This window comes from Erythrobacter sp. RANMB8 (genome assembly GCF_056848235.1).
This window is the reverse complement of the sequence record NZ_JBREHG010000001.1, coordinates 475,846-491,856: the sequence shown is the minus strand read 5'-3', so window position 1 is coordinate 491,856 and position 16,011 is coordinate 475,846. Positions and strand designations below refer to the sequence as shown.

Annotated in this window: 13 protein-coding genes; 9 read left to right on the top strand and 4 right to left on the bottom strand. The window is 66.7% G+C overall.

The window, feature by feature from the left end:
- Positions 1–21 precede the first annotated feature (21 nt).
- On the bottom strand, positions 22–888 hold the full coding sequence (locus tag ACU0AG_RS02220) for a hypothetical protein (protein WP_482780626.1): 867 nt from the start codon (positions 886–888) through the stop codon (positions 22–24).
- Between the two features lie 346 nt (positions 889–1,234).
- On the opposite strand from ACU0AG_RS02220, the gene ACU0AG_RS02215 reads away from it, so the two are divergent.
- The 4 genes from ACU0AG_RS02215 to ACU0AG_RS02200 all read left to right on the top strand — a co-directional run bounded on the left by ACU0AG_RS02215 (position 1,235) and on the right by ACU0AG_RS02200 (position 4,953).
- A complete protein-coding gene (locus ACU0AG_RS02215; protein ID WP_482780625.1) occupies positions 1,235–1,993 on the top strand; it encodes a hypothetical protein in 759 nt (252 codons plus the stop codon).
- Positions 1,990–3,075, top strand: a complete 1,086-nt coding sequence (locus ACU0AG_RS02210; RefSeq protein ID WP_482780624.1) for a hypothetical protein — start codon at positions 1,990–1,992, stop codon at positions 3,073–3,075. Before ACU0AG_RS02215 ends, ACU0AG_RS02210 begins: the two co-directional genes overlap by 4 nt.
- 115 nt (positions 3,076–3,190) lie before the next feature.
- Positions 3,191–3,742, top strand: a complete 552-nt coding sequence (locus ACU0AG_RS02205; protein ID WP_482780623.1) for a hypothetical protein — start codon at positions 3,191–3,193, stop codon at positions 3,740–3,742.
- The gene (locus ACU0AG_RS02200) at positions 3,739–4,953 is read left to right on the top strand and encodes a hypothetical protein (RefSeq protein WP_482780622.1); all 1,215 of its coding nucleotides are present in this window, start codon (positions 3,739–3,741) and stop codon (positions 4,951–4,953) included. The genes ACU0AG_RS02205 and ACU0AG_RS02200 overlap by 4 nt, the downstream gene beginning before the upstream one ends.
- 271 nt (positions 4,954–5,224) lie before the next feature.
- Here the strand turns inward: ACU0AG_RS02200 and rtcA are convergent, their stop codons facing one another.
- The 3 genes from rtcA to ACU0AG_RS02185 are packed head-to-tail and all read right to left on the bottom strand — an operon-like array spanning position 5,225 to position 7,932.
- Positions 5,225–6,253, bottom strand: coding sequence for an RNA 3'-terminal phosphate cyclase (gene rtcA / locus ACU0AG_RS02195; protein WP_482780621.1), 1,029 nt, complete (start codon positions 6,251–6,253; stop codon positions 5,225–5,227).
- Complete coding sequence (locus ACU0AG_RS02190; protein WP_482780620.1) at positions 6,250–6,672, bottom strand: hypothetical protein; 423 nt, start codon at positions 6,670–6,672, stop codon at positions 6,250–6,252. Before ACU0AG_RS02190 ends, rtcA begins: the two co-directional genes overlap by 4 nt.
- Before the next feature lie 33 nt (positions 6,673–6,705).
- Positions 6,706–7,932 carry an RtcB family protein gene (locus tag ACU0AG_RS02185; protein ID WP_482780619.1) on the bottom strand — a complete coding sequence of 409 codons (1,227 nt, stop codon included), beginning with the start codon at positions 7,930–7,932 and terminating at the stop codon, positions 6,706–6,708.
- 257 nt (positions 7,933–8,189) lie between these two features.
- On the opposite strand from ACU0AG_RS02185, the gene rtcR reads away from it, so the two are divergent.
- From rtcR to ACU0AG_RS02160, 5 genes are read left to right on the top strand one after another with little or no spacing between them, the layout of a single operon-like run.
- Positions 8,190–9,788, top strand: coding sequence for an RNA repair transcriptional activator RtcR (rtcR, locus tag ACU0AG_RS02180; protein ID WP_482780618.1), 1,599 nt, complete (start codon positions 8,190–8,192; stop codon positions 9,786–9,788).
- A 51-nt stretch (positions 9,789–9,839) separates the two neighbouring features.
- On the top strand, positions 9,840–13,409 hold the full coding sequence (locus ACU0AG_RS02175; RefSeq protein ID WP_482780617.1) for a hydantoinase B/oxoprolinase family protein: 3,570 nt from the start codon (positions 9,840–9,842) through the stop codon (positions 13,407–13,409).
- A complete protein-coding gene (locus ACU0AG_RS02170) occupies positions 13,406–14,077 on the top strand; it encodes a DUF969 domain-containing protein (protein ID WP_482780616.1) in 672 nt (223 codons plus the stop codon). Before ACU0AG_RS02175 ends, ACU0AG_RS02170 begins: the two co-directional genes overlap by 4 nt.
- On the top strand, positions 14,074–15,024 hold the full coding sequence (locus tag ACU0AG_RS02165; protein WP_482780615.1) for a DUF979 domain-containing protein: 951 nt from the start codon (positions 14,074–14,076) through the stop codon (positions 15,022–15,024). Before ACU0AG_RS02170 ends, ACU0AG_RS02165 begins: the two co-directional genes overlap by 4 nt.
- Complete coding sequence (locus ACU0AG_RS02160) at positions 15,015–16,007, top strand: DUF2891 domain-containing protein (protein WP_482780614.1); 993 nt, start codon at positions 15,015–15,017, stop codon at positions 16,005–16,007. Before ACU0AG_RS02165 ends, ACU0AG_RS02160 begins: the two co-directional genes overlap by 10 nt.
- Positions 16,008–16,011 lie beyond the last annotated feature (4 nt).

Genomic DNA, 16,011 nt, shown 5'->3' with positions numbered 1-16,011 from the left:
TGCGGCTCCCGGGCCCGGTCGTCAGTCGACGCAATCCAGTGCCGCGCCTGCGACTTCCGCCGCTGCGCTCTTCTTGCCCATCAAGCCACCCAGCGCACGGACGGCCTGACCCTTCTTGCTCTTCTTGCAAGCCGCCTTGCCGCTGGTCTCGGCGGAAGCGGTCTGTTGATTGCCGGAGGTTGTGCCCGATGCCGTTTGCGGCACTGCAGTGCCGCGAAGTTCGACCATCAGTGGCGTGGTCGTAACGTCCCGCTCGGGGAAGGGCCTTTGCTTGGTTACGGTGTAGATGATGTTGACGTCCTGCATCGTCATGGATTCGATCTGCTGCCAGGTCAGACCGGTTTCACGCGAGGTGCACCATGCACCCAACTCCTCCAGTTCGTCAGACGCGCAGCCGCCGGCAGGGCGGGCACGGGAGGCAGGTGCGTTTTCGTAGATCGTGATGCAATGCTGGGCATTGCCTGTGGTGCGGTAGCCTGAAGGACAGAGCTGCTGCGGATTGCTTTTGGCAAGCACCAGACCGGCTGATTGCGGCAGGCCCGAGCTTGCCGTCGATGCCGGGGAGGACGACGCGCTTCCGGCGCTGCTGCTCTTGCGGCGCGCATAGGACTTGTCCTCGACGCACCAGCGACTTGCCCAGTCATCATAGCCTTCGGCACACTGCCCGTTGCGCGGGATGTGATAGATCGCCGGTGAACTGCCGGAGTTGGCGACACAGAAGTCCTTGTCGCTCGACCAGCCCGGAGGGCAATTCTTGGCCTGGCGTTCAATCCGGTTGCGCACACCTTGTGCATCGACTGGTTCCGGCACGATTGCCAGAACGGCAAGACCTGCTGCGCCGACAATGCCGGCTACGCCAACTCTCATCATTTCTAGTTCTCCATCCACCTCGCTTAAGGGGTGCGAGAGCCTAGGCGATCAACCGAAGCGGCGGCATGCCGCAATGACGGGATGCACAGTGACGAACAGACCCCGCAGCCGGCATCGCGCCGGGACTACGCTTCGGGCGGCCGCAACAGCGAGGGAAGGCGGGGAGGCGCGATTGACCTTCGAGCGAACTGCGGATTCCCCCTGAACCGGGGGTGGGCGCTGAAGAAGCTGAGTGATATCGGTCGCATAATTGACCGGCTCGAGCAATCAGGGGGTGAGGGTGAGGCGACAGATCGTCCGCAAGGCAGGCTTGCCGCGGCAGAACGTCTTGCGTGCAGGCTTGCTCTGCCATGTGCTGGCCTTGATGGCCGGTGCCGCCCAGGCTGCGCCATGCGGCCCGGTCACGCCGGTCAACCTTGAGCCTGCCGCGAACGCAGCCACGCCGCCTGCCGAATGCGACGAAGGCGGGATGGGCTGGCGGGGCGAGGGCGCGATCACGCTGTGGCGCTGCCCGCTGCGCTTGCCCGAGGGTGCGACCGACGCCGAGGTTGAACCAGACGCCATGACGGACGGCCTGTTTGTGCTGCGCGATGGCAAGGTGATCTATCGTCAGCCCGATATGCCCTCGCCTTGGGGGGCGGATGGCCTGATGCTGATGCGGGTCGAGTTATCCGGCGATGCAAGGCCCGAAATCCTGCTGGCGGCGCATAATACGTCAGGACAGGGCATGGGGGTGGAAAGCTGGACGTTGACGGTATTCGATGATTCATGGTCCGATCTCGGCACCCGGACCGAGGTTGCCGATTGGGGCACGGACGCATTCGTTCCGCGTGCCGATGGCAAGCTCGGTTGTGCCGTGCTGATCACGACATGGCGCGAGATGGAGGGCCCGGGGGATACGGCAAGTCTGCATTTCGTTGGTGAGCGTGCCGATGTCGGCGGCGAATTGTCGCGCTTCGATACCGGTCCCGAAGGGGACTTCGTCACCCGTCGCTATGACCGTCGCTTCGAGCGGGAGAGAGTGCGGGACATCGAACGCAACCGCGGGCCGCAGCGCGCTCCTGCCCGGTGGCTGCGGCGAGAGATCGCCCTGGCTCTGGCAGGCAAGGACACGCCGCAATGACTCTCCCTCGCGCTGGCATCGCATGCGGCCTTCTCGCCGTCATGCACGCAGCACTGACATTGTCCGCACAGGCGAGCCTCGGCGATCAGCCTGCGCCTACCCTCAAGCCGCAGCCCAGTGACCGGGATGCCCGCTTCGACCCGCATCCGCTTGTGTTCGGCACGGTGCATCAGGAACGCATCACTCCCGAAGATCTGACCGGCCCTGACGACGAGGATCGCCATCGCTGGCGCCTTGAAGGGAAAGCCGGGCAGGGCGTGCGCATCGACATCCGTTCGGGCGATTTTCCTGCGGACGGCTTTCTCATGCACAAGGGAAAGGTCGTCGCCTGGGCCGAGGCTGCGCCCACCCGAGCAGCCAATCCGGATGCACCGGGTGATGCATTTATAGAATATTTCCTGCCCGAAACCGGAACCTATGAGGTTGTCGTTCGCTCCAATGCCCAAAAAGGGCTCTATACCATTCAGGCGGCCGTCGGGCGCGAGCGGCCGCCAGTCTGGGCCCTATGGCCTGCAACGTCGCGCGAAATCTGGGGCAAGACCTCCAACCAAGGTGACGGAAACCCGGCCCAGAAGATTTACGTCTCCGGCGACGGCGCGCTCAGCTTCATCGTGCCTGTTGAACTGCAACCGAGCTATGACGGGTCCGGTCAGGTCCGCTTCGCCACACCGGATAATGCGTTTCGCTGCTTGCTGAAACTGAACAGGCAAGCCGGCCAAACCATGAGCAACGGCCAGCTTGCTATCAGGCAGAAGCTTCAGCTTCTGGGCCGTGTCGTCTCTGGCAGCGACACCCCCGGTGTCCGCAAGAATGTGTTCAATTATGGTATCACCCCGCTTGCCGCCAGCGCCGCAGGTGAACAACCACAGGCTGGTTTCCTGTTTGCAGCCTACACCGAGCGTGATCCGCAAAACGTCTTCGGCGAAGCGCCTGATCGCCCGATGGTTGACGGGGAACTGATCATCCCGATCCGTGGCAGCGATGTTGGCGTCACCTGTTCAGCCCCGCAAGCCTCTGCCGCCTGGATCGAAACCGCGCTGCGCGGCCTGCGCATCCACACCCCTGCCGGCGATATGCCTTGAGCGTGCTTGCATCACCCGAGACAAACCCGTCGCCCCGTTACCTTGTAAGGAGATCCCGGCCTTGCCACGTTGCTTGATCTTGCCGTCGTTTGTCGCTCTGGCTCTTGGCAGTGCGATGGCCTTGCCGGTCCATCCGGCTGCCGCGCAGGCAGGCACATCGGATCCCTTACCCGTTTGCCGGGCGTCCCTCGACAGTCTCGAAGGCGCGATGACCCGCGAAATGTTCGAACAGGCTGCCACGGAGATGGTCGAGGCAGGAGCGCCCCGCGTGCTAGCCTCGAAGCCTTCGCGCGAAGCGGTGGGCGCAGGGTGGGTCCTGCTCGTGATTGATCGCATCGCGGATGCGCAAAGGCATTGCCGGCTGGACCCCGACGCCCTCGATCGCTTCGGCGAAGGGGAGGTTCGCGATACGGTCAAGACGGCAGCGGCAATCGATCGGGCAACGTGCCGTGCACTTCTGCAGCGCATCCACGACAGCGCAAAAGATTCCTACATGCGCCGGAGCATGGGTTGGGCCGGCTCTCTCCGGGGCGAGGCGCAATTGCGTAGGACGCTGTTCGAGGATGTCTGGCCGATGTGTCCGGATATCGGGAGCGAAGAGCTCGTTAACGACACGCGCACCGCCACGTCCAAAGATCTGAGCACCGCGCCGGAGGCTGGGCAATGATGCGCCGCAGCCCTGCTTCGCGGGCCATGCTCACGCTCGCCGCTTTGCTGGGCACGGCCGGCCCTGCCTTGGCACAGGCACCCGCCTCCCCTGCCAGCGATGAGCATGGCGAGATCGAACTGGCGAGGGAGCTCGCGCAGTTATGCGGCCAGGCAGGCTATTTTCCGCAGCATCTGCTCGATCAGGCTGCACGGATGCGCTACCCCGGCTCGGCCGAAGAAAAGCAGGTCACCCGCGAGGCGGCCGCTGCCCCGGCCTCGCAGGGTTCGCTGGCAGATCGCGAAAGGGCCGTGCGCAACCGCCTGCGCCAGGACCGGATCGCCCGAGCGCGCGCGCTCGGCTGCGGCGAGAGCGCCGCTCCGGTGCTGACCCGTGGCCGCGATTTTCTCAATGTCGAACTGGCAGCCATGCTCAAGGCGCTCGATGTCAGGATCCAGGTCTATGGCGACAAGCTGAGCGAGGAGGAAATGGCCCTGGCCGGCGCGGCGCAGGCCAATCTCGAGCAGGTCTACCAGCAGGATGTCGGTGAGGTCTACCGGATCGGCGGGGCATTGGCGCAGGTCCGGGAAACGGCCGCGTTCGGCCGCTTCGACCCGCAGACCCCCTTTGTCCGCTTCATGTCGGTGGACAGCCCCGAAAGAACCGGTCTGTTCGCCGCGCTGCGGTTTCAGTCGGCGGCTACCGCTGCGGGCTGGACACCGCAGCTGCGGTATCTTGGCTACAGCGCCAAGGAAGGTTCGGGCATGAGCCGGGTGATCGAACTGATCCGGCGCAGCGCCGGCACGGGGCCGACACCATCCCCGACAGCGCGGCTTGTGGGCGGGCCGCGCAGAATTGCTGTCAAACCGGGTGCAGGCAGCACCGCGATCCGTGCCGATGCCGTGCTGATCCGCGAAGCAGATGGCAGCCTGACGCTGGCACTCTACGGCGACAAGGGCGTCGCGGCGCTCCGCAGCGCCGGTCTGACGCTCGATCTCAGCTGGCAATGGGACAAGCGCGCCAGCAGCACGCAGGTGCCTGATCAGGAATGTGGGTGGACCGTCTGCCTGCGCCTGCCGTCCGATACCGGCGCGCGCATGGCGGCAGACCAGGGCTGGCAAACCGTGACCGGCAAGCTGCGTGCCGCCGCCACGGCCAACGACCCCAAGTCTGACATCCGTTTCGATTTCACGCGCGCCGATTGGGAAAGCGGGCGAGAGAACGCCTTGTGAGGAACCGCGCGATGCCGACCAGACTGATCGAAACGACCCGCGCCCCGCGCTGGTGGCGCAAAGCGATCCGGCAGTCTGGCTGCGCGAGATGTGGGTTTCATTGTCGAGCCTGAAGGTCGGTCACGACCCCATAAGCTCGCAACCCAGGCACACCGAGCGCGGCGGGCATCCGGTTCATTCAGCGGCCCATCTGGGGGCCTCCGAAAGCCTGGGTGCAAGACACGACAATATCGATCAGGATATCGCGCCGGGAATTGGCTTGTCTTCGCCTTCAGGCGAGCGTCTGTGCCGCCTCCACCCGCCATCTGCCGTCTGTGTCTTCGCGCAGGGTGAAGTGGCAAGCGGTGAACCGGGCGATCAGGGCCATGGCGGTGCGGGTATGTTCGCTCGGCTTGACCGTCGTGAAGGCGCCGCCGCCGGCAAAGGCGAAGGGCAGCAGCAGCTGATCCTGCAGGAACGGCCCGGCAAACGCGCCTGAGGCGAGGTAGCCTGCCATGCGCTTTGCCGCTGTCTTCGCCAGACGCTCGGCAGGCACGCCGATCTGGCCGAAGGTGGACATGACCTCGGTCACATGCTCGCATTCCGCCGTGATCAGCAGCGCATTGCCCGGGCCGCGCTCGGCGGGCAGGTTGACGGGGATGAAGGCGTCATCCGGCCAATCGGCCAGCACCTTGCGGGCGGCCTTCAACTCACGTTCGGCGATGTCGGAAGGGAGTCCGGCCACCAGCGCCTCGACCTTGCCGCCCTTGAAGGCGCCGCGATCAAGGCATTCGATGGGTGCGAGCGGCGCGGGCGCGATGTCGAGCACGATCCGTCCACCGCCACGCGGGTAGAAGCCGTGGCGCTCCAGTGTCACCGACAGGCGCGGGCCCATCCGGCTGAGCACCGGCAGCAGGGTATCGCGGAGAAATTCGAAGGGCGGGGCCGAGGACGCATGGGTTCCGCCCTCGATCACGATGCGCGAGGGCGCGTCTGCCAGCACCAGTGGCACGAGCACGGTCTGCACCACCAGCGCGGTTGAGCCTGCCGTGCCGATAGCGAAGTGGTAGTCCCCCGGCACAACCGCGCCGGGCCGGAAGGTCAGCTCGGTCGAGCCCACCGCCAGCCCCGAACATTCCGCCGAACCGATCGCTGCCGCTGCCTCAAGCGCGGTGACATGCTGGCGCATCAGGCCGGGCTTGGCCCGCCCGCCGCGAATCCTGGTGATGGTGAAGGGCTCTCCCGTCAGCAACGAGAGCGCCGCCGCATAGCGCAGCACCTGCCCTCCGCCTTCGCCTTCGGAACCGTCGATAGTGATCATGTGTCAGTCTTTCGAAACTCGGTATTGTTCGGGTCGGGCACGAAGATCAGCGGTGTCCAGCAGTCCGACTGCATGGTGCCGACTTCTGCCTTGCACAAGCGGCACACCATGTTTGGCCCGTTACAGCCATCCAGGCCGCAGCAACCCGCCAGGCGGCGAATGTCCCGCGTTTCCTTTATTGCGGCCTCGAAGTCCCGGGGGTTGGCCCAGAACTGCGGGGTAAATTCAAGCGGCGCCGGGTGTGCGGGATCATGTGACCACTGCAAGGGCTTATATGATTTGAACGCCATCCCGGGATCGCAGACTGGCTGTGCATCATTGAGAGGCGGCGGCGTGACAGCAGGATCCTTGGTGGACAGCACCGTGATCTCGCCGGTCAGGGCGGTGCCGCAACTCGTGCAATGAAACACGCCCTTCATGGCTTATCTCCCCAAATGGCGGCGTGAAGGGCGCTAACCCTTCACGCACACCACCTGCTTCAGCGTGTGGACGATTTCCACCAGATCGGCCTGCGCGGCCATCACGGCTTCGATCGGCTTGTAGGCCTTGGGCGTTTCGTCGATCACGCCCGCGTCCTTGCGGCATTCCACCCCCGCCGTATCGGCGAGGTGTTCGTCGAGTGTCACCAGCTTCTTGGCCTCGGTGCGGGACATGATGCGTCCCGCCCCGTGCGAGCAGCTGTTGAAGCTCTCGGGGTTGCCCAGCCCGCGCACGATGAAGCTTTTTGCCCCCATCGAGCCCGGAATGATCCCCAGCGTCCCCTTGGCCGCACGCACCGCCCCCTTGCGGGTGACGAGCACGTTCTCGCCGAAGTGATGTTCTCGCGTCACGTAGTTGTGATGGCAGTTCACCGCCTCGCACTCCGCATCGAAGGGCTTGGCGATCTGTGACCGTAATGCGTCGATCACATGCGCCATCATCACCTGCCGGTTGAGCTTGGCGAAGTCCTGCGCCCATTCGACCGCTTCGACATAATCGTCGAAATGGTCGGTCCCTTCGGGGAAGTAGGCGAGATCCCGATCGGGCAGGTTGATGTGCCACTTGCGCATGTCCTGCTTGGCGAGTTCGATGAAGAACGTCCCGATCGCGTTACCCACCCCCCGCGAGCCGGAATGGAGCATCACCCACACGCGCTGTTCCTCGTCGAGGCACAGTTCGATGAAGTGGTTCCCCGTCCCCAGCGTGCCGAGGTGCATGAGGTTGTTGGTGTTGCGCAGGCGCGGGTGCTTGGCGACGATCCGGCCGAAGCGTTCGGCGAGCTTCGCCCAGGCGTCGACCACCACGCGGGGCGGTTCGCCCCACGCGCCCTTGTCCCGCTTGCCGCGCCCCACGGTGCGCCCGTGCGGCACCGCCGCTTCGATGGCGGAACGGATGCCGGCAAGGTTATCAGGCAGGTCGCTGGCGGTGAGCGAGGTGCGCGCCGCCATCATCCCGCAGCCGATATCGACGCCAACGGCCGCCGGGATCACCGCGCCCTTGGTCGGGATCACCGAGCCGACGGTTGCGCCGATCCCCACATGGACATCGGGCATCGCTGCCACATGCCTGAAGATGAACGGCATCTGCGCCGCGCGGGCAAGCTGCTCGCGCGCCTTGTCGTCGACCGGCACGCCGCGGGTCCACGACTTGATCGGCACACCGCCTGCCACGTCCTGAAATTCGTAAGTCGTGTCGGTCATCGCAAAATCCTCTGCCAGGTTCCGGGCGGCCGGCCCATTCCGGCCGCCCTTGGTCCTGCTGCTTGCCGGGTGTTCGACGGCCCGGCATGAATGATACAGCATGGGGCGTGCCAAACTGGCCGGCTGTGCTGCGAGATTGGTGTAAACATCTGTTGATCATAGTGAAAATCCGGAGCGACCAAATCGACAGGACAGGCTCAGGCATGGCAAATCGGATATCATTGTATCGCCAACGATAAAATTGTATCGTCCCTCTCATGCGCCCCACCACACTCATCGGCTTTCTCGGCTCCACGCTCGATGCCGGCCCCTTTACCCCGGCACGCTGGAACAAGTGGCGGCCCTCGGTCAGCATCTGCATGCAGGAAGACCTGCGGATCGACCGCTTCGTGCTGATCCACGGCAGCCAGCACGCCCGCCTCGCGGCGGCTGTGGCAGAGGATATCGCAAGCGTCTCGCCCGAAACCGAAGTGACCCCGCAGGTGATGGACTTCGCCGATCCGTGGGATTTCGAGGAGGTGTACGGCAAGCTGCTCGATTTCGCGCGCGGGTTCCCCTTCGATCCGGAGGCGCAGGATTATCTCGTCCACATCACCACCGGCACGCACGTGGCGCAGATCTGCCTGTTTCTTCTCACCGAGGCGCGCTACCTGCCCGGCCGCCTGCTCCAGACCCAGCCCCAACGCGGCATGTCGCAGCCGCTCGGCACGTGGGACGCGATCGACCTCGATCTGTCACGGTATGACAGCATCGCCACCCGCTTCGCCGAGGCGAGCGCCGAGAGCGCGCAGTTTCTCAAGAGCGGGATCGACACCCGCAACGCCGCCTTCAACCGCATGATCGACGAGATCGAACAGGTCGCCTCGCGCAGCCGCGCGCCGATCCTGCTGATGGGGCCGACCGGCGCGGGCAAGAGCCAGCTGGCGCGCAAGGTCTATGAACTCAAGAAGCTGCGCCATCAGGTCACCGGCCCCTTCGTCGAGGTCAATTGCGCCACGCTGAAGGGCGACGGCGCGATGTCGGCCCTGTTCGGGCACAGGAAGGGCGCCTTCACCGGCGCGGTCGCGGATCGCCCCGGCCTGCTCAAGGCGGCGCACAAGGGTGTGCTGTTCCTCGACGAGATCGGCGAGCTGGGGCTGGACGAACAGGCGATGATCCTGCGCGCCATCGAGGACGGGCGCTTCCTGCCGGTGGGCGCGGACAGCGAGGCGGCGAGTTCCTTCCAGCTGATCGCGGGCACCAACCGCGATCTGGTGCAGGCGGTCGCCGCCGGGCAGTTCCGTGACGATCTGTTCGCCCGTCTCAACCTGTGGACCTTCACGCTGCCCGGCCTTGCCGAGCGGCGCGAGGATATCGAACCCAATCTCGATTTCGAGCTGGACCGTTTTGCGCAGGCCGAGGGCACCCGCGTCACCTTCAACCGCGAGGCGCGCGAGCGCTATCTCGCCTTTGCGACCAGCGCGGCGGCGGTGTGGGCGGGCAATTTCCGCGATCTGGCCGCCAGCGTCACCCGCATGGCGACGCTGTCGCCAGCCGGGCGGATCGATGCCGAAGCGGTCGAGCGGGAAACCGCACGGCTGGCGAGGCTGTGGCAGGGTGAGCGCAAGGGCGGCGATGGGCTGGACGGCCTGCTTGGGGCAGAAGCGCTCGCCCGGATCGATCCCTTCGACCGCGTGCAGCTCGATTATGTCGTCACCGTGTGCCGCCGCAGCGCCAGCCTCGCCGAAGCAGGCCGCACGCTGTTTGCCGCCTCGCGCCGCGAACGCCGCTCGACCAATGATGGCGACCGGCTGCGCAAATATCTGGCGAAGTTCGGGCTGGACTGGGCCGCGGTTGCAGGCCCGCTGCACGGCTGACCGCTGTCAGCGCGGTTGCTTTGTTGCCGGTGCTGGACAACACAGCAGCGCATGAATGCAGCATACGTTCCCGCCTGGCGCTTTGCGGTCGATCGCGGCGGCACCTTTACCGATGTTGTCGCCACCACCCCCGATGGCCGGCTGGTGACCGCCAAGCTGCTTTCGGACAATCCGGCACACTATCCCGACGCCGCAAGCGAGGCGGTGCGGCGGCTGATGGCAGAGCATGGTGAAGCCCCGATTGCCGAACTCAGGATCGGCACCACGGTCGCCACCAATGCGCTGCTCGAACGCAAGGGCGAGCGGCTGGCGCTGGCAATCACCCGCGGCTTTGGCGATGCGCTGCGGATCGGCACACAGGCGCGGCCGCACATCTTTGCGCGCCATATCGTCCTGCCCGAACAGCTCCCCGCCGCCATTGTCGAAATCGACGAGCGCATTGCTGCCGATGGCACTGTGCTGCGTTCGCTTGACGAGGGTGCGGCCCGCGCTGCCTTCAGCGCCCTGCGCGCCGATGGCTTCGATGCCCTTGCCATCGTGCTGATGCACGGCTGGCAGCACCGCAGCCACGAGGCGCGGCTGGCGGCACTGGCGCGCGAGGCCGGATTCGCGCAGGTGAGCGTCAGCCACGAGGTCGCCCCGCTGATCCGGCTGGTGCCGCGCGGCGATACGACGGTGGTCGATGCCTATCTCTCCCCCGTGCTGCAGCGCTATACCGATAGGCTGGCAGCCAGCCTGCCCGCCACCGGCGCGCTCCGCTTCATGCAATCGAACGGCGGGCTGGCCGAGGTCGGCGCGTTCCGGGGCAAGGATGCGATCCTGTCCGGCCCGGCCGGCGGCGTGGTGGGGATGGTGGCGGCGTGCGAACCGCTTGGCCACAGGCGGCTGATCGGCTTCGACATGGGCGGCACCAGCACCGATGTCGCGCATTATGCGGGCGAGGTGGAACTGACCGGCGATAGCGTGGTGGCGGGCGTGCGCGTCGCCGCGCCGATGATGCAGATCCACACCGTGGCGGCGGGAGGCGGTTCGATCTGCCGGTTTGACGGATCGCGCTTCCGCGTCGGGCCGGAAAGCGCCGGTGCCGATCCCGGCCCGGCCTGTTACCGCAAGGGCGGGCCGCTGACCGTGACGGACTGCAACCTGTTTCTCGGGCGGATCGACCCCGCGTTCTTTCCCGCCGTGTTCGGCCCGGATGGCGACGCGCCGCTGGATCTCGCGGCCGCCCGTGCACGGCTGGAGGAGGTCGCTGCCACTCTGCCGCAACCCCGCCCGCTAGAGGACATCGCCGAGGGTTTCCTCGCCATCGCCATCGACAACATGGCGGCGGCGATCCGCAGGATTTCGGTCGCGCGCGGGCATGATGTGACCGCCTATGCGCTCGCCTGCTTTGGCGGGGCCGGAGGTCAGCACGCCTGCCGTGTGGCGGATGCGCTGGGGATGGAGACCGTGCTGGTCCACCCGCTTGCCGGGATGCTGTCGGCCTATGGCATCGGGCTTGCGCCGGTGAAGGTGATCCGCGAGCGCACCCTGATGCGGCCGCTGGGCGAGAGTTTCGCGGGCGAGCTGGCGGCGCTGGAGGCGCAGGCACGGGGCGATCTGCTGGCGCAGGGCATCGCTGCCGACGCGATCACCATCGCGCCGGTCGCCCGCCTGCGCTTTGCCGGAAGCGACAGTCTGCTCGCCATCCCTTGTGACGAAGCGGCGGTGATGGACGCGGCCTTCCGCCAGCTTCACCGCCAGCGCTTCGGCTATTCCGACGCCGATGGCGCGATCATTGTCGAGGCGCTGAGCGTCGAGGCGCGCGGCGCAGCGGGCGGGCTGGCGGCGGCGAGCGCCGTCCCCGAAACGCTGGCAGACGTTGCGGCGCTGCTGCCCGGCGACTGGCCGGTGATGGCCCGCACCGCGCTGGCCGAAGGCGATGTGGCAGACGGCCCGCTGCTGATCATCGATCCCGGATCGACCACAGTGGTCGAACACGGCTGGCAGGCGCGGCGGGCGCACGAGGGCAGTCTGATCCTCACCCGCACAACGCCGCTCGCCCGCGAACGGGCGGCGGGCACGGCGGTCGATCCGGTGCGGCTGGAGATCTTCAACAACCTGTTCATGGCGATTGCCGAGGAAATGGGCGTGGTGCTGCAATCCACCGCGACGTCTGTGAACATCAAGGAACGGCTCGATTTCTCCTGCGCGCTGTTCGACCGGCACGGCGCGCTGATTGCCAATGCGCCGCACATTCCGGTGCATCTGGGCAGCATGGGCGACAGCATTGCGCGGGTGATCGAAGCGCGGGGCGCAGGCCGTGACGGGCGGGGCTTCCGCAGGGGCGATGCCTATGTCCTCAACGATCCCTATCGCGGCGGCACGCACCTGCCCGATATCACGGTGATCGTGCCGGTGTTCTATGGCGCGGAAGGCGACGAGCCTGACGCCTTTGTCGCCGCGCGCGGCCACCATGCCGATATCGGCGGGATCGCGCCCGGATCGATGCCGCCCGAAAGCCGCACCATCGCCGAAGAGGGCGTGCTGATCGACAATCTGCTGATGGTTGATCAAGGCACCTTCCGCGAGGCGGCGGTGCGCGAGGTGCTGGCGGCAGCGGCGTTTCCGGCGCGCAACCCGGATCGCAACCTGTCCGACCTGCGCGCCCAGCTCGCCGCCTGCACCCGCGGGGCGGAGCTGCTGGCGGGCGCCGCGGCAGAGCACGGATCGCAAGTGCTCGCCGCCTATATGGACCACGTGCTCGCCAATGCCGAGGAAAGCGTGCGCCGCCTGATCGGCGGGCTGGAGGATGGCGAATTCGCCTATGCCATGGATAATGGCGCGACTGTCAGTGTCGCGATCCGGATCGACCGGCAGGCGCGTTCGGCGGTGTTCGATTTCACCGGCACCTCTGCGCAACTGCCCGATAATTTCAACGCCCCGCGCTCCATCACCCGCGCCGCCGCGCTTTATGTGCTGCGCACGCTGATCGACGATGCGATCCCGATGAACGACGGTTGCCTCAGACCGGTGACGCTGGTGGTGCCCGAAGGCTCGATGCTGAACCCGCACCCCGGCGCGGCGGTGGTGGCGGGCAATGTCGAGACCAGTCAGGTCGTCACCGACGCGCTGTTTGCCGCCACAGGCCGCCTCGCGCCCGCCCAGGGCACGATGAACAACTTCACCTTCGGCAATGAAGCCCACCAGTATTACGAGACGATCTGCGGCGGATCGGGCGCGGGGCCGGATCACCCCGGCACCAGCGCGGTGCAGACCCACATGACCAATTCGCGCCTCACCGATCCCGAAATCCTCGAAACCCGCCTCCCGGTGCGGCTGGACGCGTTTGCGATCCGGCGCGGATCGGGCGGGGCAGGGCGGCAGCGCGGCGGTGACGGGGTGGTGCGGCGCGTGACCTTCCTTGAAGCCATGCGCGCCAACATGCTGGCGAACCGCCGCAAGGTCGCGCCGCGTGGCCTTGCGGGCGGGGGTGATGCTTTGCCGGGGCGCAACTGGGTCGAACGGGCCGATGGCTCGCACGAGGAACTGGGGGCAACCGGATCGGCACAGATGCAGCCGGGCGACAGTTTCGTGATCCTGACGCCCGGCGGCGGGGGCTTTGGAGAGGCAGAGACATGAATTACTGGCCGCTGGCGGGGATCGCCATCGTCGTTCTGGGCTTTGCCCTGCGCTTCAATCCGTTGCTGGTGGTGGTCAGCGCGGCGCTGGCAACCGGCGTGCTGGCGGGGCTCGATCCCGTCGCCGTGATCGAGGCGCTGGGCAAGGCCTTCAACGACAACCGCTACATCTCGGTCACCTGGATCATCCTGCCGGTGATCGGGTTGCTGGAACGCTACGGCCTCCAGCAACGCGCCCGCGCCGTGATCGAAGGGATGCGCGGGGCGACGATGGGCAAGCTGCTGGTCGCCTATCTCGCCTTCCGCCAGATCGCCTCGGCACTGGGGATGAAGGATATCGGCGGCCACCCGCAGGCCGTGCGCCCGCTGGTCGCACCGATGGCCGAGGCGGCGGCGGTCAAGACCCACGGCGATCTGCCCGAACCGCAACGCGACGAGGTCAAGGCGATGGCCGCTGCGACCGACAATGTCGGGCTGTTCTTCGGCGAGGACATCTTCTTCGCCATCGCCTCGATCCTGCTGATCCAGGGCGTGTTCGAGGCGGCGGGCTACCCGCTGACCCCGCTGGAACTGTCGGTCTGGGCCATCCCGACCGCGATCTGCGCCTTCGTGATCCACGCAGGGCGCATCCTCGCCTTCGACCGGCGGCTGGGGAGGGGGCGGCGATGATCACCTATGAATGGCTCTATGTGCTGGCAGGCGGCGCCTTCGCGGTCTGGGCGGCGCTATCGCTGAAGGACGGGCGGCGCGGCAATGCCGCCTTCTGGGCGCTGCTTGCGGCCAGTTTCCTGCTCGGCAGCCACCTGTCCGATCTGGCGAACGGCGTGCTGGTGCTGGCGATGGTCGCGATTGCAGGGGCGGGCGGCCTCAAGCGCAGCGATCCGCCGACCACCTCGCCCCAGGAGCGGCAGGTTCATGCCCTGCGGCTCGGCAACCGGCTGTTCCTGCCCGCGCTGGTGGTGCCGCTGACCGCAGTCGCGGGGACGCTGCTGTATAATTACACCCCGCTGGGCGAGACCGGCCTGTTCGAGGCGCGGCGCGAAACGCTGATCCTGTTCGGCATCGGCGTGATCGCCGCGCTGGCGGGCGCGTGTATCTGGCTGCGCCCGCCGCTGCTGGCCCCGGCCGAGGAAGGCCGCAGACTGCTCGATTCGATCGGCTGGGCGGCAATCCTGCCGCAGATGCTGGCAGCGCTGGGTGCGGTGTTCGCGCTTGCGGGGGTGGGCGAGATTATCGGGGGGATCGCAGGCAGCATCATCCCCGAAGGCAGCGTGTTCCTGACCGTGGTGGTCTTTGCCGCCGGGATGGCCCTGTTCACGATGATCATGGGCAATGCCTTTGCCGCTTTCCCCGTCATGGCTGCCGCCATCGGCATCCCGCTGCTGATCGAGGGGTATGGCGGCGATCCCGCGGTGATCGGCGCGGTGGGGATGCTGGCAGGGTTCTGCGGCACGCTGCTGACCCCGATGGCGGCGAATTTCAACATCGTGCCCGCCGCGCTGCTGGAACTGAAGGACCAGAACGCGGTCATCCGCCAGCAGGTGGGCACCGCCGTGCCGCTGTGGGCGTGCAATGTCGTGATCATCTATGTGGGGGCCTTCCTGTTATGGAACTGACCGAGGATATCGCCCGCAACTTTGCCCGCATCGCGCTGGGCCATGTGGCGCGGCCTTTCCCCTACAAGGACGATCATGTCTTCACCGGCGAGGGCGATCTGCGCCTGCCGCAAGACGCGCATCCGGTGTTCTTCGGCAGCTTCGACTGGCATTCCTGCGTGCACGGCTGGTGGACCCTGCTGACGCTGCGGCGGCTCTATCCCGCCATGCCCGAGGCGGCTGAGATCGAGGCGCTGGCCGAGGCGAGTTTCACCCCCGAGAAGCTCGCGGTGGAACTGGCCTATCTCGACCGGCCTTCTGCCCGCGGGTTCGAACGGCCCTATGGCTGGGGCTGGCTGCTCTATCTGCATCACGAGGCCGAACGGCACGAGGATGCAGAGTGCGGCGCACGGCTCGAACCGCTGGCGCGGGCCTTTGCGGCGCGGTTTCGCGATTACCTCGGCATCCTCACCTATCCGATCACCGTCGGCACCCATTTCAACACCGCCTTCGCGCTGGTGCTGGCGCGGCGCTGGGCGGAGCGGCGCGATCCCGGACTGGTGATGCTGATCGACGATTGGGCCACCCGTGCCTTTGCCCACCGGCGCGATTACGCGGGGTGGGAGCCGGGGGGCGATGAATTCCTCTCCCCCGTGCTCAGCGCCGCGCTGCTGATGGGCGAGGTGCTGCCGCATCTCGCCTTTGCGCCGTGGTTTGCGGCGCTGGTGGAGGACAATGGCTGGCTTGGGCGCGAATGCCGCCCGGTCACCGTGTCCGACCGCAGCGACGGCAAGATCGCCCATCTCGACGGGCTGAACCTCAGCCGCGCATGGTGCCTGCGCGGCATTGCGACGGCGCTGGGGCGCAGCGCGCCGCAAGACCCGTTGCAGCGCCTTGCCGAAGATCACCTCGCCGCCGCGCTGCCCCATGTCGAAGGCGACTACATGGGCGAACACTGGCTCGCCAGCTTTGCCCTGCTGGCGTTGCTGCCGGAAGCGCGCTGAGCCG